This window comes from Dyadobacter sp. CY312 (genome assembly GCF_021390535.1).
Lineage (GTDB): Bacteria > Bacteroidota > Bacteroidia > Cytophagales > Spirosomataceae > Dyadobacter.
Genome location: NZ_JAJUXG010000004.1, coordinates 119,168 through 141,755, shown reverse-complemented (window position 1 = coordinate 141,755; position 22,588 = coordinate 119,168). Strand labels below are relative to the sequence as shown.

The following is a 22,588-nucleotide window of genomic DNA, read 5'->3' as shown; positions in this document are numbered from 1 at the left end:
AGCGTTTGCTTTAAGATCTTAGAAGTCGGCCAGCAGACCGAAAGAATACATCCGAACCGACGGATAACGTCCTGTGTCAATACCAGCCATTACAGTTCCGCCGTAGTTAACCATACCAATCTCAGGATCATATCCTTTGTATTTGGTGATTGTGAACAGGTTTTGCGCTCCAACAGATGCTTTCAGACCTTTAATGAAAGTGTCTTTAAGTAGTGTTTTTGGGAAGTTGTAGCTGATCGTGATGTTTTTCAAACGAACGTAAGATCCGTCCTCAATGAAGTTGGTGTTCATACGGTTGTTTCCGTTAGGATCTCCCGGAGAGATTCTTGGAATGTTGTATCCAGGATTCGTCAGTGTTACGTTTTCTGCATCCGCAACATTGTAGCTGCTTGGGCGTGCATAATTGGCAACAGATGACCACTGGTTTCCAAAAGTTCCTCCAACACCCGGCGTTTCTGCACGGTAGCGAGGGTAGTTCAATACATCATTTTTAAAGCTTCCGGTAAGGAATGCGTTCAATTCAAAGTTGTTATAACTTACGTTGTTGTTCAAACCAAGTGTAAACTTCGGCCATGGATTTCCGATTACGGTGCGATCTCCTGCATCGATTACGCCATCGCCATTCAGGTCACGGAATTTGGTATCACCTACCCAGCTACCCGTCTGCGGATTCACTGTCATAGTGTTGTTAGAAGTCTGAATCGCATGTCCTCTGATATCAGCAGCATCCTGAAAAAGTCCGTCAGCAACGTAACCTGTGATCATACTTGCAGGCTGTCCTACCTCGGTTCTGAAACCTACCGAAGTTGCATTCCAGATCGGCGTTATCGGGTTCAACAATGAAGTAACTTTGTTGCGGTCGAAAGAAAGGTTGATACCTGTTTTCCAGTAAACACCACCTTTATCAATGTTAACAGTGTTTAAAGTGAAACCAATACCCTTGTTTTTCATCGAACCTGCGTTCACAGATGGCCAGCTCAGGTAACCCGACGACCATGCAATATCTCCTCCGTAAGTAAATGGATATGAGTTAACGGTGATCAGACTGGTAATGTTTTTAACATAAGCGTCTACGATCAATTCTACGCGGTTTCCGAACATGTGAAGGTCCATACCAGCGTTAATCACGTCATCTTTTTCCCATGTCAGGAATTCGTTGGCAAAGTTGGAAGCCAAAAATCCTGTTCCCCATCCTGTTGGTACGGTTTGCAGTGTAGAGTAAATGGCGTTACCACCACTCCCCTGGTTTCCTGAACGACCAATTTCAAATCTGAATTTCAGGTCGTTGATCGCATTTACACCTTTCAGGAATTCTTCCTCAGATGCACGCCATGCAACAGATACGGCAGGGAAATTTCCCCAGCGACGGCCTTCACGGAATGCAGACGAACCATCCATTCTGTACGTTCCTTGTAAGAAATAACGATCGTTATAGCTATAATTTACACGGGCAAAATACGATTCACGAGAACCTGCTCCTTTTCCGCTGTTGTTGATTACGTTGGAAATAACCGATCCGTCACCACCAGAAAGTTCTTCGATGGTATTGGTAATGAATTTCTTACGTGTACCTGTCAAAGACTCGTAGGTAAACTGCTGCGCTTCATGACCTGCCATGATATTAATACCATGTTTGTTCAGTTTCAGATCGTAAGTCATACGGCTGTGCAAACTCCACCACGTGTTAGTGTTCACCGAACGAGTCGAAGTTGCTGCATCCTGAGATACTACATAACCACCAATGGTGTAAGAAGGATGGAAAGAGTAGTATTTCAAAAACTCAGAACTACCGTTCACCTCTGTGTGCCAGGTAAGGTTTTTATGCAATTTTACGTCTGCAAATAAGCTTCCCAAAATAGAAGTTCTGCGGTTGTAATCGTTGTAGATTTTAGAAATCATAACCGGGTTGGTAAACTGGAACTGCGTAGTTGCAGGTCCGCCCCAGCTTCCGTCAGGATTGGTAACAGGTACGGATGGGTTTTGATCCAGAGCAAGCTGAATGATACCTCCGTTGTTGGTGTTTACCTTCTCTTCGGTAAGACCTACGTTCATGTTCGCACCAACTTTAAGCCAGCTGCGTGTCTGATTTTCAAGGTTCAAACGTCCGTTGTAACGCTTAAATCCGGATCCTTCGACAATACCTTTCTGGTTAAAATACTCACCTGAAAGATAGTAAGTCGTTTTTTCTGTACCACCGCTCAGTCCAAGAGAGTATTTTTGCAAGGTTGTAGGACGGAAAAGTGCTCCCTGCCAATCAGTTCCGTTTCCAAGTACCGAAGGATCGGCGAATTCAGGCTCCGTTGCTGTACCGCCCACTGCTGCCATTTCATTTCTGAATTGGGCATACTGGCTCAGATTCATTACATCAATGTGTTTCGGCTCCGACTGAATCGTTACAAGTGAGTTGAAAGATATTTTCGCTTCACCTGCTTTTCCTCTTTTAGTCGTGATCATTACAACGCCGTTTGCACCCACAGCACCGTAAATTGCAGTAGCGGAAGGTCCCTGCAAAACGTTGATCGTTTCGATATCGTCCGGGTTAATGCTGGAAAGAATATTGGAAAAACCAGTCGGACGGTTGTTCGGATCATCTTTCATGTTATCAGGTTTGATCTGTACCCCGTCAATTACATATAGAGGCTGAGTAGTACCGGTAAGAGAACTCAATCCGCGAATTAAAACGGATGGAGCCGCACCTGGCTGCCCTGAGTTTTGTTGCACCATTACGTTAGCCGCACGCCCCTGCAAACCCTGCTCCAGAGAGGTATTGATGGTTTTGCTAAGGTCTTTACCAGATACGGTAACCTGCGAACTTGAAACGTCCGTTTTTTTCATTTCACCATATCCAACAACAACTACTTCGCTCAGGTTGGAAATGCTTTCCTTAAGTCTTACTTCAACTTTCGTTTTATTTCCTACATTCAATTCCTTGGTTTCAAATCCAATGAAAGAAAACACCAGTGTACTTCCTGCTGCTACATCCAAAGTAAAGAAACCTTCGGTGTTGGTGGTTGTTCCGTGAGAAGTTCCTTTTTCGACAACACTCACTCCCGGGATCCCGTCGTTGCCCGATTCTGCCAGTACAGAACCTGTTACTGTTTTCCTTGCTTCCTGCGCAAATGCTCCTGCGTGAGATACCAACATGGCAAGCACCAGAAGCGGAACCTGAAGTAACTTCATAAAAGATAACAAGCTTTGATGTGCCCGTTTTTTTGCGTACATGTTTTTTTGCATGTTGTTGTGGTTTAAAAAATGCGTCATAAAATATATCCGTATTATACATTTCCAATATCTATGTCAGTGCAGATACGTTTTAGTATAAATCGAATTTATTCTTGGACAAATGTGATTGATTAAAAGGGAGTGGAAGGGTATCAAATGTTTACAAATAGGGATTCAGATGTATACAAATGACAAAAAATACTTGTAATTTCTACTTTTATTCCTGTTTTGGAGTAACTCTGGCGTAGAACGATGGAAATTTGAAGAGCAGAAGAAGGGGTTCCGTATTTTGAATATAAAACCTAATTGTTGTACTATTTCAATAGCACAACAATCGGTCAATCATTCACAATTTCCTTTTTACGGTATTCAGTAGGCAGCACTTTGAATTCTTCTTTGAAGAGTCTGGCAAAATATTTGGGATTGTTGAACCCAACCTGATAAGCGATTTCAGAAACGGTAAGCTGGCTTTTGCCCAATAGGGAAGCAGCCCTTCTCATCCGTATGATGCGGATAAATTCAACCGGCGTTTTACCCGTCAGCGACAATAACTTTTTATACAGATACATCCGGCTCATGGCCATTTCGGAACTCAGTTCTTCCACTGTGAAATCCGGGTTGGCAATGTGATCCTCGACCACTTTCACAGCTTTGGTGATGAACTCTTCATCCATAGACCGTATCACAATCTCACTGGGTTGCACCTTGATATGCTGCTGGAACTGTTTTTGTCCAAGCTCCCTTCTTTTGATCAGATTACGTATCCGCACCAAAAGTATGTCCAGCCGGAACGGCTTGGTAACGTAGGCATCCGCTCCTGTTTCGTAGCCTTGCAGCTGCTGCTCGTCCTCAGCGCGGGCTGTCAGCAATATTACCGGAATGTGAGAAATACGGTTGTCGGTTTTCACAATCCTGCAAAGTTCCATTCCGTCCATTTCAGGCATCATAACATCACTCACAATCAGGTCCGGAATTATTTCCAGCGTTATTTCCAGCCCGATTCTTCCATTTGGTGCTTCATGTACCTGGTAGTCCTTTTGAAGCATTTCCCGCATGTATTCCCTGAACTCGTCATTGTCCTCCACAAGCAGCAGCACAGGTTTGTTTCTGTCTTCACTGATCGGTTCGGTCTGCTTTTCCTCTTCTGCGCCAGGGAAATAGGTTGTGGCTACTTCCTGTGTATCCAAACCGCCTTGTGTCTCCAGCAATGGCATCAGAATAATAAAAGTGCTGCCAACGCCAACCTCACTTTCGAGATGAATGGTTCCCTTGTGCAATTTCACAAACTCTTTCGTAATGGAAAGACCTATTCCGCTGCCACCGTTCACAATGTGGGTTGGTAAGTTGTGCTGAAAAAACCTGTCGAATACTTTCGGCTGGTCTTCTGCCGGTATGCCAATACCCGAGTCCGATACCCGAATTTCCAGCAATGGCTTATCATCCTCCATAACAACTTTTAACTCGACCCCGATCCTGCCCTGCTCTGGCGTAAACTTGAAAGCATTTGAAAGGAGATTATACATGATCCGCGATAATTTTTCCTGATCAAAAAGTGTATAGCGGGTTTCCACGTCGGACCTGAAAGAAAAAGCGATGTGTTTCCGTTCCGACAAGTCTGAAAAAGTATGCGTAATCTCCCTGATAAACTGGACTATATCACCTCGCTCAGGTGTGTACTCCGTTTCCTCAACCTCCATTTTTTTGAAATCAAGGAGCTGAGTTACCAGATTAAGCAACCGTTTGGCATTCCGGTGAATTAAAGAGATCTGGTTCTTGATCCCTGAATCGGACTGCATGTTATTCAGCAACCCTTCGAGTGGCGTGAGCATGAGTGTCAGCGGTGTCCGGAATTCGTGGCTAACATTGGTAAAAAACTTGATTTTCATCAGATCCAGTTCGTGCAGCTGCTGCGCTTCTCTGCGCTCCTGTTCCAGACGGAAATTCATTCTTTCACGTTCCAGCAAAATCCAGCGTGAAGCAGCCAATGCTCCAATAATGGCTATAAAATACAGGATATAGGCAAGCGGCGTTTTCCAGAACGGAGGCAGAATTTCAATTTTTAAAACACGCTCCTTTGACATGAGATTGCCATTACGCATTGTTACCTTAAAAGTGTATTCTCCCGGATCAAGATTGGTGTAAGTTACTTTTCGGGTATTGTTGTCTGCCTCAAACCATTGATCGTTGAAACCTTCCAATGTGTACATGTAGTGATTTTTATCTGCATGCAAAAAGTTAAGTGCTGCAAATTCAATCGTAAAAGCGTTCTGGCTGTGTTTCAGCTTAATTTTATCTGTATGAGAAATGGACGCTTCCAATACCGGTTTGCCGTCCAGCAGCTCACCAGGCTTGATACTTTTGTTAAATATTTGAAAATCTGTTAGTTCCACATGCGCACTTCCGCTTTCGTCCTCTATTTTTTGAGGAGAAAAAATAGTAAATCCGCTTGCACCTCCAAAAATAAGCTCGCCGGACCGCAGCCGAAGACCTGCATTTTCATTAAAACTTCTTCCCTGCAAGCCGTCTACTTCATTATAGGTGCGCACGCTGATCATTTCGGGCACTATTCCTTTTCTTGTGGTTACCCTGAAATTAACCAGCCCCTTAGGTGTACCTATCCAGAGATTTTGCTGGTTATCGGCCACCAGGCTCAATACCGAATTATCGGGCAGGCCATCTTTTATGTTATAATGTTTAAACTGATCCGTTTTTTTATCGAACAGGTTGAGCCCTTCCAGCGAACCTATCCATATATTTCCCAGACCGTCCTGCATGATGGCCGTAACAGCATCACTGCTCAGACTTCCCTCCTTATTCGGATCGTGCTGATAATGAACAAATTTACCGGTCGCTTTCATCAGGACGTCCATTCCAAAAGCTGTACCGATCCAGATATTCCCTTCCCTGTCTTCCATAATGGCAGCGATGTAATCGGAGCTGATGGAATTGGGTGTATTGGGTCTGAAATGTTTAAATACATTTTTTTGCCTGTCAAAAAGATCCAGTCCGTCGCCCAGTGTTCCTATCCAAAGCCGCTTTTGAGAATCTTCAAAAATTTCCCACACCCTGTCATCGATAAGACTGGTGGAATCGGCAGGATTGTGAAGGTATCTCTTAAAGCCTTTTCCATCGAAACTATTAAGTCCGCCGAAATAGGTCCCGATCCAAAGGACATCATTGGAATCTAGAAAAAGACTGACAATCACATTGTTACTCAAACTTGTCGGATCGCCAGGTATATTCTGGTACTGTTTAAAACTGTTTCTGGCCCGGTCATAATAGATCAGACCGCCCCCATTTGAACCGACCCACACGTTTCCTTTTTTATCTTCTGCAAATACACTAACATCATCAAAAGGCAAACTGCTGCCAACTGTTGGAAGGTGACGGATAAATGAGAATTTGAAAATATTTTTATGATAATTACAAAAGCCCTTTTTGAACGTCCCTGCCCAGATCATGCCGGTATTGTCTTTGTAAAGCGCCATTACACTGTTCTGGCTAATGGTTTTGGAATCGTTCGGATTGTAGCTCAAAACAGAAACCACGCCTGTTTTTTTGTCTACAATATTAATTCCCCCATGGTCCGTGCCAATCCATGGGCGCCCATCAGGACCACTGGTTACCGCACTCACAATGTTGTTGCTTAGCCTGAGGGCAGATGAAGTTGTGCTTCCTTCTACCAACCGATTGTTTCTAATATCGAAATACGAAATGCCCCGAACAGCCTTAACCGTATACACCCAGGGTTCCCCATCCTGATCCACAAAAACGCGGTGGTTAACAGAATTTCCTTGATTTCGAGCACTTAACAACTCGCTCTGATACAACACCGAGTACTTTTTACCATCAACCCCGGCAAGAAATCCGTTGGTATACACGATCCAGATATTGCCATCAGGATCCTCGTTCAAATCGGAAATGACGAATGATTTTCCGGCTTTGTCCTTTGGATTATACCTGATACGCAACACTTTTTTACTTTTTCCCAGATATTTTAAAAGGCCAAGCCGGTTATGGCTTATCCAGTAATCGCCGGTTTCGGATTTGATGATTTTGGTAAAATCTGCGTCCGGAATTCCCAGACGCATTGCAGCCTTATTAGCATTACGATCCACACTTTCCGTCCTCGGATCATAAACATTATAACCCTTCGGGGTTTTTATCCAAATGAAGCCTTCAGGGTCTTCGAAGAGCTCGTTGATGTGATGGTCGACAATGGTGGTTGAGTCGGCAGGATCATGCTTGAATATCTTGAAAGAATAACCATCAAACCGATTGAGACCATCGGCAGTACCAACCCAAATAAAACCCTGACGATCTTTGAGAAAACAATTAACCTGATTGTGGGACAACCCTTTTTCCGTGCTGTATCGGGCAAACTGGTACTCGGCCGACTGGGCAGCACCATTTTTGCTATTTCCGAGCAGGAAGCTTAAAACTAAACAAAGGCTGAAAAACCAATTTTGCATTGAATGAAATATATTCCTTTTTTTGAATTTACAGAATAACTGTACGGCGACAAAATAATTTTACTTATCAGGGAATTAAATGCAAAAAACCACGGACGACGCCGTGGTTTCAAAACTGCAATAAAATTCTTCTTATTTCACCTTCGCATAGTCTGCCGCCATAGCGTTCAGTGCAGCATCTTTCAGGTGCTCCGAAGCAACCACCATCCGATAGCGGAATGTAGTCGATTCACCGTTTTTGATTTTAAAATTCAATACATCTTTCCCGTTACTCAACTGTTTTTGTCCCAAAGGATTCACAGCAAACAAACCGTAACCTCTTGCATGCCAATATGCAGGATAGCCCACATTTTTAGGATGGTCAATAATCGCGATGGAAATGTTTTCATCTTTGATTTTACCGGTAAGGTTACACCAGATCGCACGTTTTCCCCAAACCTCTTCACCTTCAATACCATTGCTGTTTCGGTAGTTACCTGTAATTCCTTCATTGTTCATTACAGGAACCTTTGTGGCAATTCCGGCAGCATCGGTAAATATCTCCGGCTTGTTGGAAGGCAATTCCAGCTCACGCGCCACGCGAATTGCAAACATCCCGTCTTTGATATCAGGCATCGCCACATCTCCATTTACCGCCGTCAGTTTCGTTGCGCGGTCAACCACTCTGGTATCTCCTTTGCCACTGAAAGTATAAGTCGTAACTTCTTTTAATGTAAGCTTTCCATCCTTATCGACCCAGTCGGCAGTAACGATGAGTTCACCCTTATCCTTGCCACTTTTTATTGAAGTAATTCCAGTGTGTTTAATGGTTCCGTAGGCGCGTTTCTCATGATTTACGGCATCAGAGTTGTTCCAGTAATCATTACCGTTCACATCTTCGTAATTGAGCCAGACCCCAACATGATGTGGGTGGTCAACACGCTCACTGCTACGCGGGTCCAGCGGCCAGCCGCGCGTAACCAACGTTCCCTTCGCCGTTCTTACCGGATACAAAACCGCTTTTTTCAAAACGTCCTCTCCCGGGTAGAAATAAGAAGTAAAAGGTTTTCCATCAATACTTACCTCTACTTTTTTGTCTTTTTCATTATTAACCAAATCCACCTTTTGGGCTTGTGCCAAACCGGTCATTGCTGCCAGTGAAAGTGTTGCCAATGCCAAACTCGTATTTTTGAGATTCACCTGATTATCAATTTATGGTTATAAAAACACAGAGTTATCAGATTGATTCACAGCGAATACTGCATAACGTCCTGATAACTCCGGGTAAATGAATTTCTTAGCTTAACACGATATCCTTTTTCTTGGTATCCCACGTAACTCTTTTGCCAGTATGAAGCGCCTGAGTTGCCATGATGTTTGCTACCGAGTGGTTGAACCCAACTCTTGCAGGTGCATTCGTTTCCTTGCGGCTACGGATACACTCCATCCAGTTACGCATGTGAAGCGATGTCATCGGGTCTCCTCCTGTATTGGCATCCGTTGCAATTTTGTCTCCCGCTTTAAGCGAAGTTTCAGTCAGCAGGTTTGCTTTGAGTCCCATGCCTTTCGCATCTTTCTCTTTCAAACCACCCTCGGAAGTGATCTTGTTGGTGTCCAGATTGATCATCCCTCCATTTGAGAAATAGTATTCTTTAACCCCACCCGCTTCGTTGTTGAAACGTGATGAATAAATTACCTGAAAACCTTTCGACTTGTCATCTTCCGGACCGTACTCGAATGTGGCGCTGAACGTATCAGCATTGGTTCTTCCGTCTTTCCATGTGTAAATACCACCATTGGCAACTACGTTACGCGGAGCATCCAGTCCTGAGAACCAGTGAACGGTGTCAATCTGGTGAGCCATCCATTGTCCCGGAATACCGGATGAATATGGATAGAACAAACGGAATTCAAGGTAGAAACGAGGATTCCAGGCAACTTTCGGACGGTTCATCAGGAAGCGATCCCAGTCTGTATCCTCTTTTCTGATCTGCTCTACAAGCTCTTTCCTTCTCCAACGTCCGGGCTGGTTTACATTCCAGGTCATTTCTACCGTAGTGATGTCTCCGAATTTACCTGATTTGATATAGTCGTGGGCAGCATGGTAGTTGGGTGCACTGCGGCGCTGCGATCCAACCTGAACGATCTGCTTGGAAGCATCAACCGCTTTCATTACCGCTCTTGCATCTTCCAAAGATTCAGCAAAAGGTTTTTCAACATATACATCACGTCCGGACTTCACAGCTTCTGCGCAATGTAATGCGTGCTGGAAATCGGCAGTACTGATAATTACCGCATCAACGTCTTTACGACCTAACAATTCTTCGTTATTACGAGCCTTTACAAAGTCATTCGTTGCCCAGCCTTTGTCTTTCATAAACTTTTCAGCTTCATCGCGGCGGCGGTTCCATATATCGGAAACACCCATAAACTCGAAGTTCAATTCCTTGGCATGGTCAGCAAAACTTGGCGCCAATGAGCTGCGGAAACGATCAGAAAAACCGATAATCCCCACACGAACTCTGTCATTTGCACCTAAAATACGACGGTAACTGGAAGCACTGAAAGCGCTTGTACCAACAGCTACTCCGGCAGAAGCGAGAGCCGCACTTTTTATGAAATCTCTTCTGGTTGTCATGATATATTTTAATTGTTAATTTTTAATAGTTAATTGTTAATGGGCAAGGAGCTTGGGGCATGGGTGACAATAACCTCCGTTCTGCTCCTAACTTCCGTTCAGACCGAACTGCGCGACCCGATAAAAATCGTTCAGACAGGACTTTTCACTTCTTACTTCCTTACTGCACCTAACTTCCGTTCAGACCGACCTGCGCGGCCCGACAAGAATCATTCAGACCGGACTTTTCACTTTTTACTTCTCACTTCCCTACTGCTCCTTAATCTTCAAACTCCGGAATGAAACATTATCCCCGTGATCCTGAAGAAGAAGATTTCCTTTTTCTGACATCCCGAATCCGTCAAAGTCTTTAAACTTCGAGCCGGCTACCAAGTCCTTAAAAGCCTGGGATCCTCTAACATACTCAACAACTTTATAATTATTTAAGAAATGCTGAACGGTTCCATCCTTTTTAACCACAATTCGTCCCTGGTTCCACTCTCCGATCTTCTTGATGGCATTAGCTGGTTTTTCAGAAGTGATCACATCATATAATGAAGCGATGGTACGGTTTCCATTTTTGCCCATTTTAGCATCCGGATGTTTGGCATCGTCTAGTACCTGGAACTCACAACCTATTCCGGATTTCCCTTTTGAATTGAACTTCTGATCAACAAAGTATTTGACTCCGCTGTTTGCTCCTTCTGTCAGTTTAAATTCAAATTGAAACTCAAATGCAGGACCGTAAAGCTGCTTGGTTACGATGTCATTCCCGGTTTCTGATCCGTCCGATTTTGAGATCGTAATGGTACCGTCGTTGTAGCTCCATCTTTTAGATGGAAATTCAGTGCCGCCGTATGCTCTCCACTGATCTACTGTTTTACCATCATAAAGCTGTTTCCAGCCCGCTTTTTTCTCTGTATCCGTGATCGAATTCGGAATCATATTCACGATACGAATGTCACTTGCAGGACTTGGTTTCAGGTTAGTAGTTTTAATGCGGATATTTTTCCAGCTCACCTGAGTTCCCTCACGGCTCTGATCCTTTCCGATCGAATGTACCTGCAAACAAATAAATCCGACTGGCGTAACGTCATCAACCAGATAGGCAACAGGCACATCATTTACGAATGTGCGGATTGTGTTTCCGATTGCTTCAATGCGGTATTTGTTCCACTGATCTTTCTTAAATGCTTTTTTACCTGCCGGATTAATATCCAAAGGGTAAAGCCAGCCTCGACGGGCTTCATCATAAATCCCACCGGAATAGGCACGGTCACTCGGGTCTATCTCCACCTGATAGCCATGTACACGACCATTCATATAATCCGGCTTGGAAAGGCTGCGGATCTGAATTCCGGAATTCAGTTTGTTGTCAACTTTCAGTTCACACTCAAATATAAAATCGCCATAATCTTTCTCTGTTGTCAGGAAAGAATTGGGCGTATCCATGACAGATGTGCCCACGATGGCTCCGTCCTTTACTTCGTAAGTGGCTTTTCCATTCAGCTGTTTCCAGCCAGAAAGGTCTTTTCCATTAAACAAGCTCTGCCATCCGTCTTTGGATTTCTGGGCATATGTGGTTGATACAACAAGTATTGTGAGTAATACTGCGGCGTAGATCCTTGATCTCTTCATATTAGAAAACGGCAAGCGGGGTTGTTGGTAATTAACAAATATAATTTAGCACTGAGGCTCGAATTATCCTTCAATAGCTATAAACGAAAATAACGGGTATATACCCTTACAAAGTACAGAGAAGGTATTTAACTAATGAAATTTTAAGTTATAAATGCCACAAAACGGTTACAAACCTTTCCAGTTCCATTGATGCGGTGAAGGCTGAAATTGATAAAATGATCAACCCCAGGCAGTGTGCTACCCAAGTGCAGGATTGTCGACTCAGATTCATAGCCAGGGCGATGACTGTGGACCTGCTTATGTCTACAATATCAAAAAGTATCCTTCAATTGGCTCAGATTTTCGGCTTTTTCTGAAAAATCTTGTTGACAACTCGTTCCAGGGAGATAGTCTTGGAAAGGATTGCTACAAAATCAGAATGGCTATCTCTTCAAAAAACCGAGGCAAATCCGGAGGTGCCAGGGTAATTGCATGTATCAAAATTAGTGATGATCGCATTACACTTGTGTCAATATATGACAAATCCGTACAGAGCGATATTGCTGACAAAATCTTGACTCAGCTTCTGAAAGATCATCATTTACTATAACATTGGATAGGTGATCCAACGAAGTAAACATTATACAGCACACTTCGTTGAATCACTTCTTTTCAACTTAGCGAACACTTCAAAGTCTCCGTAATATATTTTTTATTTATCTCCGCACACTGGATCGGCGTTTTGTCAGGATCAGGAACACCGTCGAGCTCCACAACTGCCCAGCCTTTGAACTTTACCTTATTTAATGCCGCAAACACAGCCGGTACGTCCACCCTTCCCTGACCAAGCTCCACGAATTTATATCCGCTTTTCGATTCAACCGCTTTGGTATCTTTGAGGTGCAAGGCATGAATGATGTCCTTGTATTTGACAACAGCTTCCTGCGGCTCGCCTCCACCCTGCTTGTAATGTGCAATGTCCAGCAACAACTTCACATATTTCGGGTTCATAGCCTGAACAATCACATCCACTTCTTCCGGTGTCTCTCCCCATTGGTTCATGTGGTTGTGATAAACCGTCTGTACACCGAGGTCGGCAGTTTGCTTCCCAATCTCATTCATCACTTCGGTAAGTTTTTTGAGCTCTTCTGTGGTAGGCGCCTGGTTATTTTTTCGCAGACTGTTTGTGACCTGCAAAGCATTTCCGCCAAGTGCTTTTACAAAACTGGCATGCGCAACATGGGTGTCTACCGTACTTTGAAACTTTGCGGGATCCACCTCCACATTCCCGCTTGAAAACATAGCCAGCTGCAAATCATGTTTCACCAATGCATCCTTCAATTCTGAAACTTTGGTACGGTATGGAGCAAACGTGTTGGCCCTTAATTGAATACCCTTATACCCTAGCGAAGCCAAATCTTCTATGGCCTGCAAATCTTTACCTCCCCAGGTAATTGAAGAATAGCCAATTTTAAAAGCTCCCTTTTTTGCAAATGTTTCTGCCCAGGCAACAGATGTGAGCAGTGCCCCGGAAGCAAGGGAAATATTACGCAGAAAGATCCTACGGTCCATGTTGTTCATCTTGTTTTGAATTAAGGTCAGGAATGTGGTAACTTATTTATGACAAGACGAATAAAAGCACCAACCTCCCCGTAAAACAAGTTGGGCTTTGGACGGATGGAAACAATAGAAATTTCTGCCGCATTGTTTTCACCACAAAAAAGACACAAAGTTCACAAACAAACTCCAAGGTGCAGCGCACCGATAATATTTGTAGAAAAGCCATCAACAAAGATTTCCCATCAGGTGCAGCGCACCGTAATAAAAGACTATTACATCTAACGCCAAACTAGAAAACGGTCTGCCTGGCAAATGCCGGACAGACCGTCGAATTCACTAATTACCTTTCACCACCTAACAAATTCCCAACCTACTTTTATTTCGCAGGAATTTCCGTTAGCGGCGGAATATTGCGCTCATATCCATTATAACCTTTATTTTGATTGATTACCCCCTGCACATTACCATCAATTGCAGACTGAGGAACAGGCCATAGCACATGATAAGGACTCATGGTGTATTCATCCGCATGGCGGGTTCGTACACCTTTGTTATAAAAGTCACTTTTTTGCATCACACGATCATAAAAATAGTTTTCGTCAGAAAATCGATCCAGGCTATATGTTTTTCCATTGGGGGCGGGCTTTCCCGTCATGGCAAAAATATAAGCAACTCTGGTTAGTTCCGTCTTGCGAGGCTCCTCAAAATATAGCTCACGAGCACGCTCATCTAGTATGGTTCCGATGTTGACGCTAGCAGGCGTGACAGGACTACAGTTCGCTCTTGTTCTGACAGCATTGATATCTGCGGCGGCATTGACTAAATCACCTTTCCAGGCGTATGCCTCCGCTCGCAACAGATACGTTTCCGCCAATCTGAACACATACCAATCCGTATTTCCACCCGCCGGCTGCACTCTTTGAGGGTCCTCAACAAATAACTTATACGCCGGCCAATCAAACCAGCAACGAATCGTATCAATCGTTAGCAATCCCCCAGCCGCATTACGAAACTGAAGATTCTTTCCGTAGTAAGGATCAGTGGCCTTGATGGATGGATTATTATAAACCAAATCTTCCATCCGCATCCAGTTACCCGGGGCATGTCTCAAGTCCTTCGTGTCATCCCAAACGCCTTCCTGAGAATAGTAAGTTGGACGCAACCGACCAATTCCTCGTCCAATCTTAGTAATTTGATCAATCTCGATGTTGTATGTATCAATAGTTCCGCGATTGCCTGCTGGTGTATTGATATTGTTGTGCCAGAAAGGTACGGCGTTACGCATCAACTGAATACCATCGACAACATTTCCTTCAACATTTAACCTGTCAATCACCAACATCAGTCCTTCTGTATTTGTGGACACAGCTTTATTTGCAGGACGATGAAGATCCCAGATTACATTTCTAGAAGCATTACTTGCATCGACACCGAAACGGGCTGTCATGAGCCGGTGAGGACTTCCGTTAATTACATTACTTGCTGACTTAATTGCGTCATCGAATAGTCCAAGAGCCAGATTTACTTTGGTAAGCAAATGACTTACGGAACCTTTATTAACTGATCCCTTGTCTGTTATTGCTGGAACCCATTGCTCAGCAAATTCTAGGTCTTGCTTCATTTTGGCAAGAATAACCTCACGTTTTGTGGTACTAAAATCAAGTTTTGGCCCGATTACCTCGTCTAAAATCAGGGGTACATCGCCAAATTGTTGAGTTAACCGGTAATATCTTGCAGCTCTATGAAAATAAGCTGCGCCAAGAATCGAATTCTTCTCGGCTTCATCCTTATAATTCTGGGGCTGATCAATTCGAGAAACGACCACATTAGCATATTTAATACCCTTAAAGCCTTCCAGCCAGTACCATCCAATTTTATTATAGTCGGTGTGGTTCAACTGAGCATCCGGTGTAATCAACAGATTCAAGTCTTGAGCAGGTCCCGACTTATCCGTTGTACCATCCACAGCAATATCAGAAAAAATGGATTCGGTAATCATAGGAGCTGCATCTCCATACCATTCCAATCTCAGGTTCCTCTCACATGCAATTATCGCAGCTTTCAACCCACCCACGTCGTTAAACGTCTTGTCAGGATCATAAAAAGACAAGGGTTCAGGACTAAGCCAACTCTCCTTGCAACTTGTTAGCATCACGCCGGCGATAAGCGGCGAAAGGATCATTATATATTTGAATTTATTAAATATCGATTCCATGTAATTGAAAATGTTATAAAGTGATATCCAGACCAACAGTGATAATTCGCGGACTCGGCACCGAAACATTCAGATCTTGATTGGTGTCACCATTCGTACCGCTTTCCGGATCCCAGAATTTCCATTTAGAAATATAACCTATGTTGCGAACATTTCCGTAAACGCGAAGATTCTGTATATTAATTTTCTGCACCAACGTTTTAGGTATGGTATATGCTAAAGAAAGGCTTTCGAAACGGACAAATGACTTGCTTCTGTAAACTGCATAACCTGTTGCAGATCCTTCGCTTGAATAAAGACGTGCCCATTCGTTGTTGCGATTTTCCTCTGTCCAGTATGGGAATACATAGGAACTACTACGATCAGGGAATCCAGGCCTGTTTTTCATCTCATTAAACTCATTCTTCTGCCCCAGATAAGAATACAGCATAAATGCTACATCGAAATTTTTGAATAGTTTAAACTCATTCCTGAGAGTCAGTCTCGCACGAGGAGTTTTGTATCCTTGGAACACTTTATCCTCATTAGTAAACTTGCCATCACCATTAACATCCAATATCTTATGGTCCCCCGGTTTGACGCCATATTTCTTCGCTTCTTCCACTTCCTCTTTCTGCCACACCCCCAATACTTTATAATTCCATAGCTCATCAATTGCGTGCCCGATAAACCATTTGTTGGTTATATCATCCGCCTCGCGTTGCCCGATTACATTTCCTGCGGCATCCGTTTCAGGGATCATATTGCCATATAGACTCACGATTTTATTCCTGTTCATCTGAAGGTTAAAAGTGGTTCTCCATGAAAAATTTTCTCTTTTCATGTTATTAGAGTTCAGGCTCAATTCCAATCCCTTATTATCTACCTGTCCCAGATTATCAAGTACAAAATCGAAACCTAAAACATTTGGCAGTGCGCGTTTTACGAGCAAGTCCTTAGTTGAGGATTTGTACAATTCCAAGCTACCATCAACAATACCGTTTAGCAAAGAGAAGTCTAACCCAAAATTGAGAGAATTAGTAATTTCCCATTTAAGGTTAGGATTAGCCATTCGATCCACATATAGTTGACTTACCTGATATACTGTTCCCCCGGAATTCACATGAAGGTATTTGCCTGTAGCCAGATTTGAAAGTGCATCATATCTTCCTATATCCCGGTTACCATTGTTCCCATAGGATACCCTCAATTTCCCGTAGGTTAACCAGTTCACTTTAAAAAATGGCTCATCGGTAAACACCCATCCCAATGCTGCCGAGGTAAACACTGCACGGGGATTTTTCTGACCGAATGCAGAATATCCATCCCTACGCGCCGACAACGTAACCATGTATCGGTCTTTAAACGAATAGAACAAGCGAGTCATTAATGCATCACCACTACTCACTTCATCTCTGCTCCACATGATAGGTGCGCTACCTGCCTGCATATTGTGATAACCTAAGTTATCATTTGGTGCAAAGCCTTTGTTAGAGGTACTGTCTTCCCAACTTCTGTATTTTTCTGCATTCACCAGTAAAGTGACATCAAAGTTGTGTTTTTCAGCAAAAGTCTTGTTCCATTTCAGAATGTTATCAATCTGCCAGTTCAGGAATGTATTTTCCCTTCTTGAGGCACGTCCTCCTTCAGCAGCCCACTCCGCATGTTTTGAAGATTCCGCATTATAACGATGGTAAAATTCATAACGGGGTGTAAAATTTGCCTGATAAGTAATACCAAAAGGCAGGTTCACTTTGGCAAATATTACTGAATTGAGAGTAATAGATCCTTTATCCCTGGTTGTAAAACTGGGAGCATAGTATGGATGATTTCCTCCGCTGGCCTCTTCGTTTGGTCTCCATTTGTAGGTTCCATCCGCATTAAATTCTGAACCCCATGGCGACAAATTAGGCGCAAGACGATAATCCACCGGAATTTGACTTTCGTCCCTATTTGCAAATTGGGTATTCATTCCCACGGAAAGGAATTTATTCACTTTTCCTTCCAGATTAAGTCTTGCCCTCACCGTACTAAATTTATCTCCAACAACAATCCCCTCATTGCTCAAATAGCCCAGAGACATGTAATAAGAAACCTTATCACTCTTTCCAGATAAGCTTAATGTATGATCCTGACGAAAAGCCCGCTGGAATATTTTTGAATACCAGTCAACAGACCTTCCATCTTTATAATTTTGAATTTCCACCGATTGCATATTTAAACGCTGTAACCAAACCGTTGTCGGATCTCCGGTTGAGTTATCGTATGCTAACCAATCACTTAGTGATATATTCGAAGGTAATTTTGATGGATCTGTAAACCGATACTGCTGTGCAGAAGCATTGATATTACGCATTACTTCTTGCCTCCAACCAATAAACTCGTACGGTCCTAACACTGGCTGATTTTTGGCAACCTCTGCCATACCAAAGTTAGTATTCAGGTTTATGATCGTCTTCCCCTCCTTACCCTTCTTGGTAGTAACAAGAATGACGCCACTCGCCGCTTTGGCACCAAACACCGCCGCAGAACTGGCATCCTTCAATACGTCAATTGTCTCAATGTCGTTGGGGTTGATATCTTCAAGTCCTCCGTAATAGATTGTGCCATCCAACACTACTAAGGGACTCGTGCCAGCGGCCAGAGAATTCGTTCCCCGAACTGCCAGGTTTCCTCCGCCCTTAGCCGAAGCTGAAAAACCTACATTCATACCCGGAATATTGCCTCTTAAAACGTCCTGTACGTTTTGCGGGTTTTCATTTTCTAGTTTGGTAGCACTAATTTGTGACACAGCTCCCGTTAAATCCCTTTTTTTCAAGGTACCATAACCAACAACAACTACTTCATCCAGCGTTTTCTGATCTGTATTCAGGACAATGTCCATGTTACTAGCGTTACCAACTTCCTTTTCCTGCGTTAAAAAACCAACAGCTGAGAACACCAGAACATCGCTATTCCCTTTAATCTCAATCTGGTATTTCCCATCCACATCCGTTGTCGTACCGGTTGTGGTACCTTTAACCACCACGGTTACACCTGGTATTGGTGTGTTGTCTTCTCTTGCTAAAACCTTCCCTGTTACGGTTCTGTCAATGTTAACAAGTGCTCCGGGAACATTAAGTGGTTCGGGAACATGTGCCTTTGCTAGTGACACGGGCAAAAAAAGGGCTGTGAGCATACAGCCTTTAATCAGTTGCCTGGCAAAAGGAGTAGATCCTTTGTTCATTTTTTTATAGGATTTAGGTTGAAAATCTGCAATCGAATCACATTGCAATCGATTACATTACTCATCCCGACGAATCGTTACGACAGCTCCCCCTACAAAGAATAATTCAGAATTATATTGAAATATCAAAAATAAAGATGAATGTGCTCATACAGTGACATCTATATGATTATAACTATAAAAATATTCTGTGAAAATTTATTAATATCTCGTAGCGCAGACTATCACGTATATCATTACAAATGCAAATGATGCGACAACCAATGTTGAAAAGTTAAGTTATATTTTTTTGAAGAATAAAAACTTAAATGAATTGGAGCATATTTTGGATGGCAGTTCCTCTGAAAGTGTTGTTATTTCGGTGCGCTGCACCTTCCCGATTTCGTTGGACGACATTCTTCTCTACAATTATTGCGGTGCTCCGCACCTCTTCCGCTTTCTCCCAGTCAACGTTTTAATCACAAATTCAGGGTTTTATTTTTACCACAATAGAAACAAAGGTCACAAAGAGACTTTGAGGTGCAGCGTAATGTTTGTAGGAAAAGCCATCAACAAAGATTTCCCATCAGGTGCAGCGCACTGTAATAAAACCACTCGGGAGATACTGACATGACTGAACCCTATCCTTATTACTGCAATTACATCTAGCGCCAAACTAAAAAACGGTCTGCCTGGCAAATGCCGGACAGACCGTTTTTTAGTTTATCAATATTACTTCTTACGACTCACAGGATTGGCAACTTACAAGACTTGTCACCAGCTCTTTCGATACGCTTTGACTGCGTTGGTAGTATAAAGTTTTCACACCCAGCTTCCATGCTTCGATCAACAGTTTGTTCACTTCCTTCACCGGCAGGTTGGAAGGAATATTCAGGTTCAGGCTTTGGGACTGATCCACGTATTTTTGACGGATGGAAGCCTGCTGAATAATTTCCAGCTGACTAATCTCTTTAAATGTTTTAAACACATCTTTTTCTTCGCTGGTCAGGATGTCGAGATGTTGCACGCTGCCGTGGTTAAGCATGATCGTGCGCCAGGTTTCCTCATTGTCTATTCCCTTCACAGCCAGCAGGTCTTTCAGGTATTTATTCTTGCGCATGAAATTTCCTTTCGCAAGTCCGGCTTTGTAATAGTTGCTGCTAAACGGCTCAATTCCTGGTGAGGTTTGTCCCAAAATTGCCGATGAAGAAGTCGTTGGCGCAATTGCAAGTAATGTGGTATTGCGGCGTCCGTATCCTTTCAGCAATTCAGGTTCACCGTATATCAATGCAAGTTCCTGCGTTGCTTTTTCTGATTTATTCTGAATTTCCTGGAAAATTTTCACCGTCAGCTGCTTTGCCTGCAATCCTTCAAACGGGATCATATTGCGTTGCAAATACGAATGCCATCCCAACACACCAAGTCCAAGTGCTCTGTGGCGTTTTGCAAAACGGTTCGCGCTTGCCAGGAAGTGATTTCCTTCTGTTTTCTCAATAAATTCCTGCAATACGGCATCAAGGAAGAAAATCGCCAGACGTACCGCATCTGTGTCTTTCCATTCGTCATAAAGTTCGAGGTTCATCGACGACAGACAACAGATAAACGACTCGTCCTCTGATGATGGCAGCATAATCTCCGAACACAAATTACTTGCGTTGATTCTCAGATTTTTGTCCTTGTAAACCTGAGGTTTGTTCTGGTTCACATTGTCGGAGAAGAAGATGTAAGGCAACCCCTTTTGTTGACGACTTTGAAGGATTTTGGCCCAAATCTCACGTTTATCCATATCGCCATCAATCATTTCCTGCATCCAGTAGTCGGGCACGCAAACACCCGAAAACAGATTCTGGATCGGATGACCTATGTCTTTAATCTGCAAGAACTCTTCGATATCCTCGTGGTCGATATCCATGTAGGCTGCAAAAGCACCACGACGAACGCCGCCTTGTGAAATGGTATCCATCGCAGTATCGAACAACCGCATGAAGCTCACTGCACCGCTGCTTTTTCCATTGTCGGTAACAGCACTTCCACGGGCACGCAAATCACCAAAGTAAGCAGAAGTCCCGCCTCCTATTTTGGTTTGCATAATCACCTCACCGAGCTTGTGCGTGATGCCCTCGATGTTGTCGGGAACGTGTACATTGAAACAGGAAATCGGTAATCCGCGCTCGGTTCCCATGTTGGCCCAAATGGGAGAACTGAGGCTCATCCAGCCGCGCTCCACCATTTCCATGAAAGCCTCTTTCAATTCCGGACGGTACAAGCGTTTCGCTGCCGCAGCACAAACGCGCTCTATTGCTCCTTCAACCGTCTCACCTTTCAACAGGTATCCCCGGTTCAGTACCTGCTCACTTTCAGTGTTTTTCCACCAAAGTTTTTCCATTTCGTAGCGCACACCTACGCCATCCAACAAATCAAGTTCGGGAGTATTCATTTGACTTTATAATTAAATTTCGTTGATATTTTATAAATGACTTTCTAAAACCTCCGGTCAGAAAAGATCGAAAGCCGAGATACTCTTGTCGTGTTTGGTGTAGTCAACCGGGCGTTTTGCGAAGAAATCGTCCAAGCTATTTGCAAACACTTCTTCCTCGAACCATTGCAGAAGTTTAATCTCAGAAAGTGGCAGGTTGTACTGACGTGGCATTCCGATTTTTTGAAGCGAATCGTCTGCACGGTATTTCATAAAGTTGATCAGATCTTCCTTATTGATGCTGTCAATTTCTCCTTCGCTGAAAATCCAGTCGATGATACGGGACTCAACTTCGATGGATGAACGTACCAGTCTTGCAATTTCAGCAACGGTCGCATCGTCGAACATGTCCGGAAATTCTTCCTTCATTTTGTTAACCAGATAGATGCCAGCATTCGCGTGAATCTGCTCGTCAATAGACGTCCAGGCGATGATATTGCTCACATTTTTCATCAATCCTTTAAAACGGGCAAATGACAAAATGATGGCGAACTGGCTGAATAAACTCACGTTTTCGATCAGAATCGAAAACAAGATCAGTGAAAAAGCGTACTCTTTTCTGTCCGTTGATTTGGCGTTTCCGAGTGCTTCCGACAAATAATTGATCCGCTCCCGAATCACAGGAATTTCAACCAGCGACTCAAATTGATTGGTGTAGCCCAGTACTTCCAGCAAACGGGAATATGCTTCCGAGTGACGGAATTCGCATTCAGCAAACGTACTTCCCAAACCGTTAAACTCAGGTTTTGGGAGGTGATGAAACAAATTCCCCCAAAACGATTTCACGGCTACTTCAATCTGCGCAATGGCAAGCAGGCTGTTTTTTACCGCATTTCTTTCCGCATGATTCAAATGAGAATGAAAATCCTGTGTATCGGCTGTAAAGTCAACCTCTGAATGCACCCAATATGCTTTGTTGATCGCTTCGGTAAACTGTAAAATTTCAGGGTATTCGAAAGGCTTGTATTGCAGACGTTTATCAAAAATGCTCATGTCGTATAGCGGTAATTATATATTTTAATTTCTATTTTTCTCGATTAGATAAGGGATCGTTTCGGTCTCCACCATTCAATATTTTGTTTCAATCTCGTTACTGATTGATATACAGTCCACTGCGATTTTCCCGAGCTAACCTCTAAATTTTCTGACTGTTTCGTGACGACAAATCTACAAACTATATTATTTATTTGTTAACTTTTTAATTTTATAAAAACATTAAATATTTTATTATCAATTAGTTAAC

12 protein-coding genes are annotated in these 22,588 nt (G+C 43.2%); 2 read left to right on the top strand and 10 right to left on the bottom strand.

Annotated elements, in window-relative coordinates:
- Positions 1-18: 18 nt before the first annotated feature.
- The 4 genes from LZG71_RS07345 to LZG71_RS07330 form a co-directional block, all read right to left on the bottom strand.
- Positions 19-3,180, bottom strand: coding sequence for a TonB-dependent receptor (locus LZG71_RS07345; protein WP_233818562.1), 3,162 nt, complete (start codon positions 3,178-3,180; stop codon positions 19-21).
- A gap of 380 nt (positions 3,181-3,560) precedes the next feature.
- Positions 3,561-7,694, bottom strand: coding sequence for a two-component regulator propeller domain-containing protein (locus LZG71_RS07340; RefSeq protein ID WP_233818560.1), 4,134 nt, complete (start codon positions 7,692-7,694; stop codon positions 3,561-3,563).
- A 132-nt stretch (positions 7,695-7,826) separates the two neighbouring features.
- Positions 7,827-8,822 (bottom strand): PmoA family protein, encoded by a 996-nt coding sequence (locus tag LZG71_RS07335; RefSeq protein ID WP_233818694.1) that lies wholly within the window; start codon positions 8,820-8,822, stop codon positions 7,827-7,829.
- Between the two features lie 148 nt (positions 8,823-8,970).
- A complete protein-coding gene (locus LZG71_RS07330) occupies positions 8,971-10,311 on the bottom strand; it encodes a Gfo/Idh/MocA family protein (protein ID WP_233818558.1) in 1,341 nt (446 codons plus the stop codon).
- 39 nt (positions 10,312-10,350) lie between these two features.
- On the opposite strand from LZG71_RS07330, the gene LZG71_RS07325 reads away from it, so the two are divergent.
- Positions 10,351-10,593, top strand: coding sequence for a hypothetical protein (locus LZG71_RS07325; RefSeq protein WP_233818557.1), 243 nt, complete (start codon positions 10,351-10,353; stop codon positions 10,591-10,593).
- Here LZG71_RS07325 and LZG71_RS07320 read toward each other — a convergent pair.
- The gene (locus tag LZG71_RS07320; protein ID WP_233818555.1) at positions 10,561-11,928 is read right to left on the bottom strand and encodes a DUF1080 domain-containing protein; all 1,368 of its coding nucleotides are present in this window, start codon (positions 11,926-11,928) and stop codon (positions 10,561-10,563) included. The two genes, LZG71_RS07325 and LZG71_RS07320, sit on opposite strands and share 33 nt — an antisense overlap.
- 256 nt (positions 11,929-12,184) lie before the next feature.
- Here LZG71_RS07320 and LZG71_RS07315 point away from each other — a divergent pair, with 256 nt between their 5' ends.
- Complete coding sequence (locus tag LZG71_RS07315; protein ID WP_233818553.1) at positions 12,185-12,520, top strand: type II toxin-antitoxin system RelE/ParE family toxin; 336 nt, start codon at positions 12,185-12,187, stop codon at positions 12,518-12,520.
- A 62-nt stretch (positions 12,521-12,582) separates the two neighbouring features.
- Here the strand turns inward: LZG71_RS07315 and LZG71_RS07310 are convergent, their stop codons facing one another.
- From LZG71_RS07310 to LZG71_RS07290, 5 genes are all read right to left on the bottom strand, one after another.
- Positions 12,583-13,482: a sugar phosphate isomerase/epimerase family protein gene (locus tag LZG71_RS07310; protein ID WP_409013604.1), complete on the bottom strand. Its 900-nt coding sequence runs from the start codon at positions 13,480-13,482 to the stop codon at positions 12,583-12,585.
- 364 nt (positions 13,483-13,846) lie between these two features.
- Entirely contained in the window at positions 13,847-15,685 is a 1,839-nt protein-coding gene (locus LZG71_RS07305; RefSeq protein WP_233818549.1) for a RagB/SusD family nutrient uptake outer membrane protein, read from the bottom strand.
- Positions 15,686-15,698: 13 nt separating this feature from the next.
- Complete coding sequence (locus tag LZG71_RS07300) at positions 15,699-18,890, bottom strand: SusC/RagA family TonB-linked outer membrane protein (RefSeq protein ID WP_233818547.1); 3,192 nt, start codon at positions 18,888-18,890, stop codon at positions 15,699-15,701.
- Positions 18,891-19,608: 718 nt separating this feature from the next.
- Complete coding sequence (locus LZG71_RS07295; RefSeq protein ID WP_233818545.1) at positions 19,609-21,306, bottom strand: ribonucleoside-diphosphate reductase subunit alpha; 1,698 nt, start codon at positions 21,304-21,306, stop codon at positions 19,609-19,611.
- A 57-nt stretch (positions 21,307-21,363) separates the two neighbouring features.
- The gene (locus LZG71_RS07290) at positions 21,364-22,338 is read right to left on the bottom strand and encodes a ribonucleotide-diphosphate reductase subunit beta (RefSeq protein WP_233818543.1); all 975 of its coding nucleotides are present in this window, start codon (positions 22,336-22,338) and stop codon (positions 21,364-21,366) included.
- Positions 22,339-22,588: the final 250 nt, after the last annotated feature.

Bases quoted from the DNA above. Each gene is read 5' to 3' on its own strand.
- LZG71_RS07345 (WP_233818562.1), bottom strand. From the start codon at position 3,180: ATGAAGTTACTTCAGGTTCCGCTTCTGGTGCTTGCCATGTTGGTATCT.
- LZG71_RS07340 (WP_233818560.1), bottom strand. From the start codon at position 7,694: ATGCAAAATTGGTTTTTCAGCCTTTGTTTAGTTTTAAGCTTCCTGCTC.
- LZG71_RS07335 (WP_233818694.1), bottom strand. From the start codon at position 8,822: ATGACCGGTTTGGCACAAGCCCAAAAGGTGGATTTGGTTAATAATGAA.
- LZG71_RS07330 (WP_233818558.1), bottom strand. From the start codon at position 10,311: ATGACAACCAGAAGAGATTTCATAAAAAGTGCGGCTCTCGCTTCTGCC.
- LZG71_RS07325 (WP_233818557.1), top strand. From the start codon at position 10,351: ATGGGCAAGGAGCTTGGGGCATGGGTGACAATAACCTCCGTTCTGCTC.
- LZG71_RS07320 (WP_233818555.1), bottom strand. From the start codon at position 11,928: ATGAAGAGATCAAGGATCTACGCCGCAGTATTACTCACAATACTTGTT.
- LZG71_RS07310 (WP_409013604.1), bottom strand. From the start codon at position 13,482: ATGGACCGTAGGATCTTTCTGCGTAATATTTCCCTTGCTTCCGGGGCA.
- LZG71_RS07305 (WP_233818549.1), bottom strand. From the start codon at position 15,685: ATGGAATCGATATTTAATAAATTCAAATATATAATGATCCTTTCGCCG.
- LZG71_RS07300 (WP_233818547.1), bottom strand. From the start codon at position 18,890: ATGAACAAAGGATCTACTCCTTTTGCCAGGCAACTGATTAAAGGCTGT.
- LZG71_RS07295 (WP_233818545.1), bottom strand. From the start codon at position 21,306: ATGAATACTCCCGAACTTGATTTGTTGGATGGCGTAGGTGTGCGCTAC.
- LZG71_RS07290 (WP_233818543.1), bottom strand. From the start codon at position 22,338: ATGAGCATTTTTGATAAACGTCTGCAATACAAGCCTTTCGAATACCCT.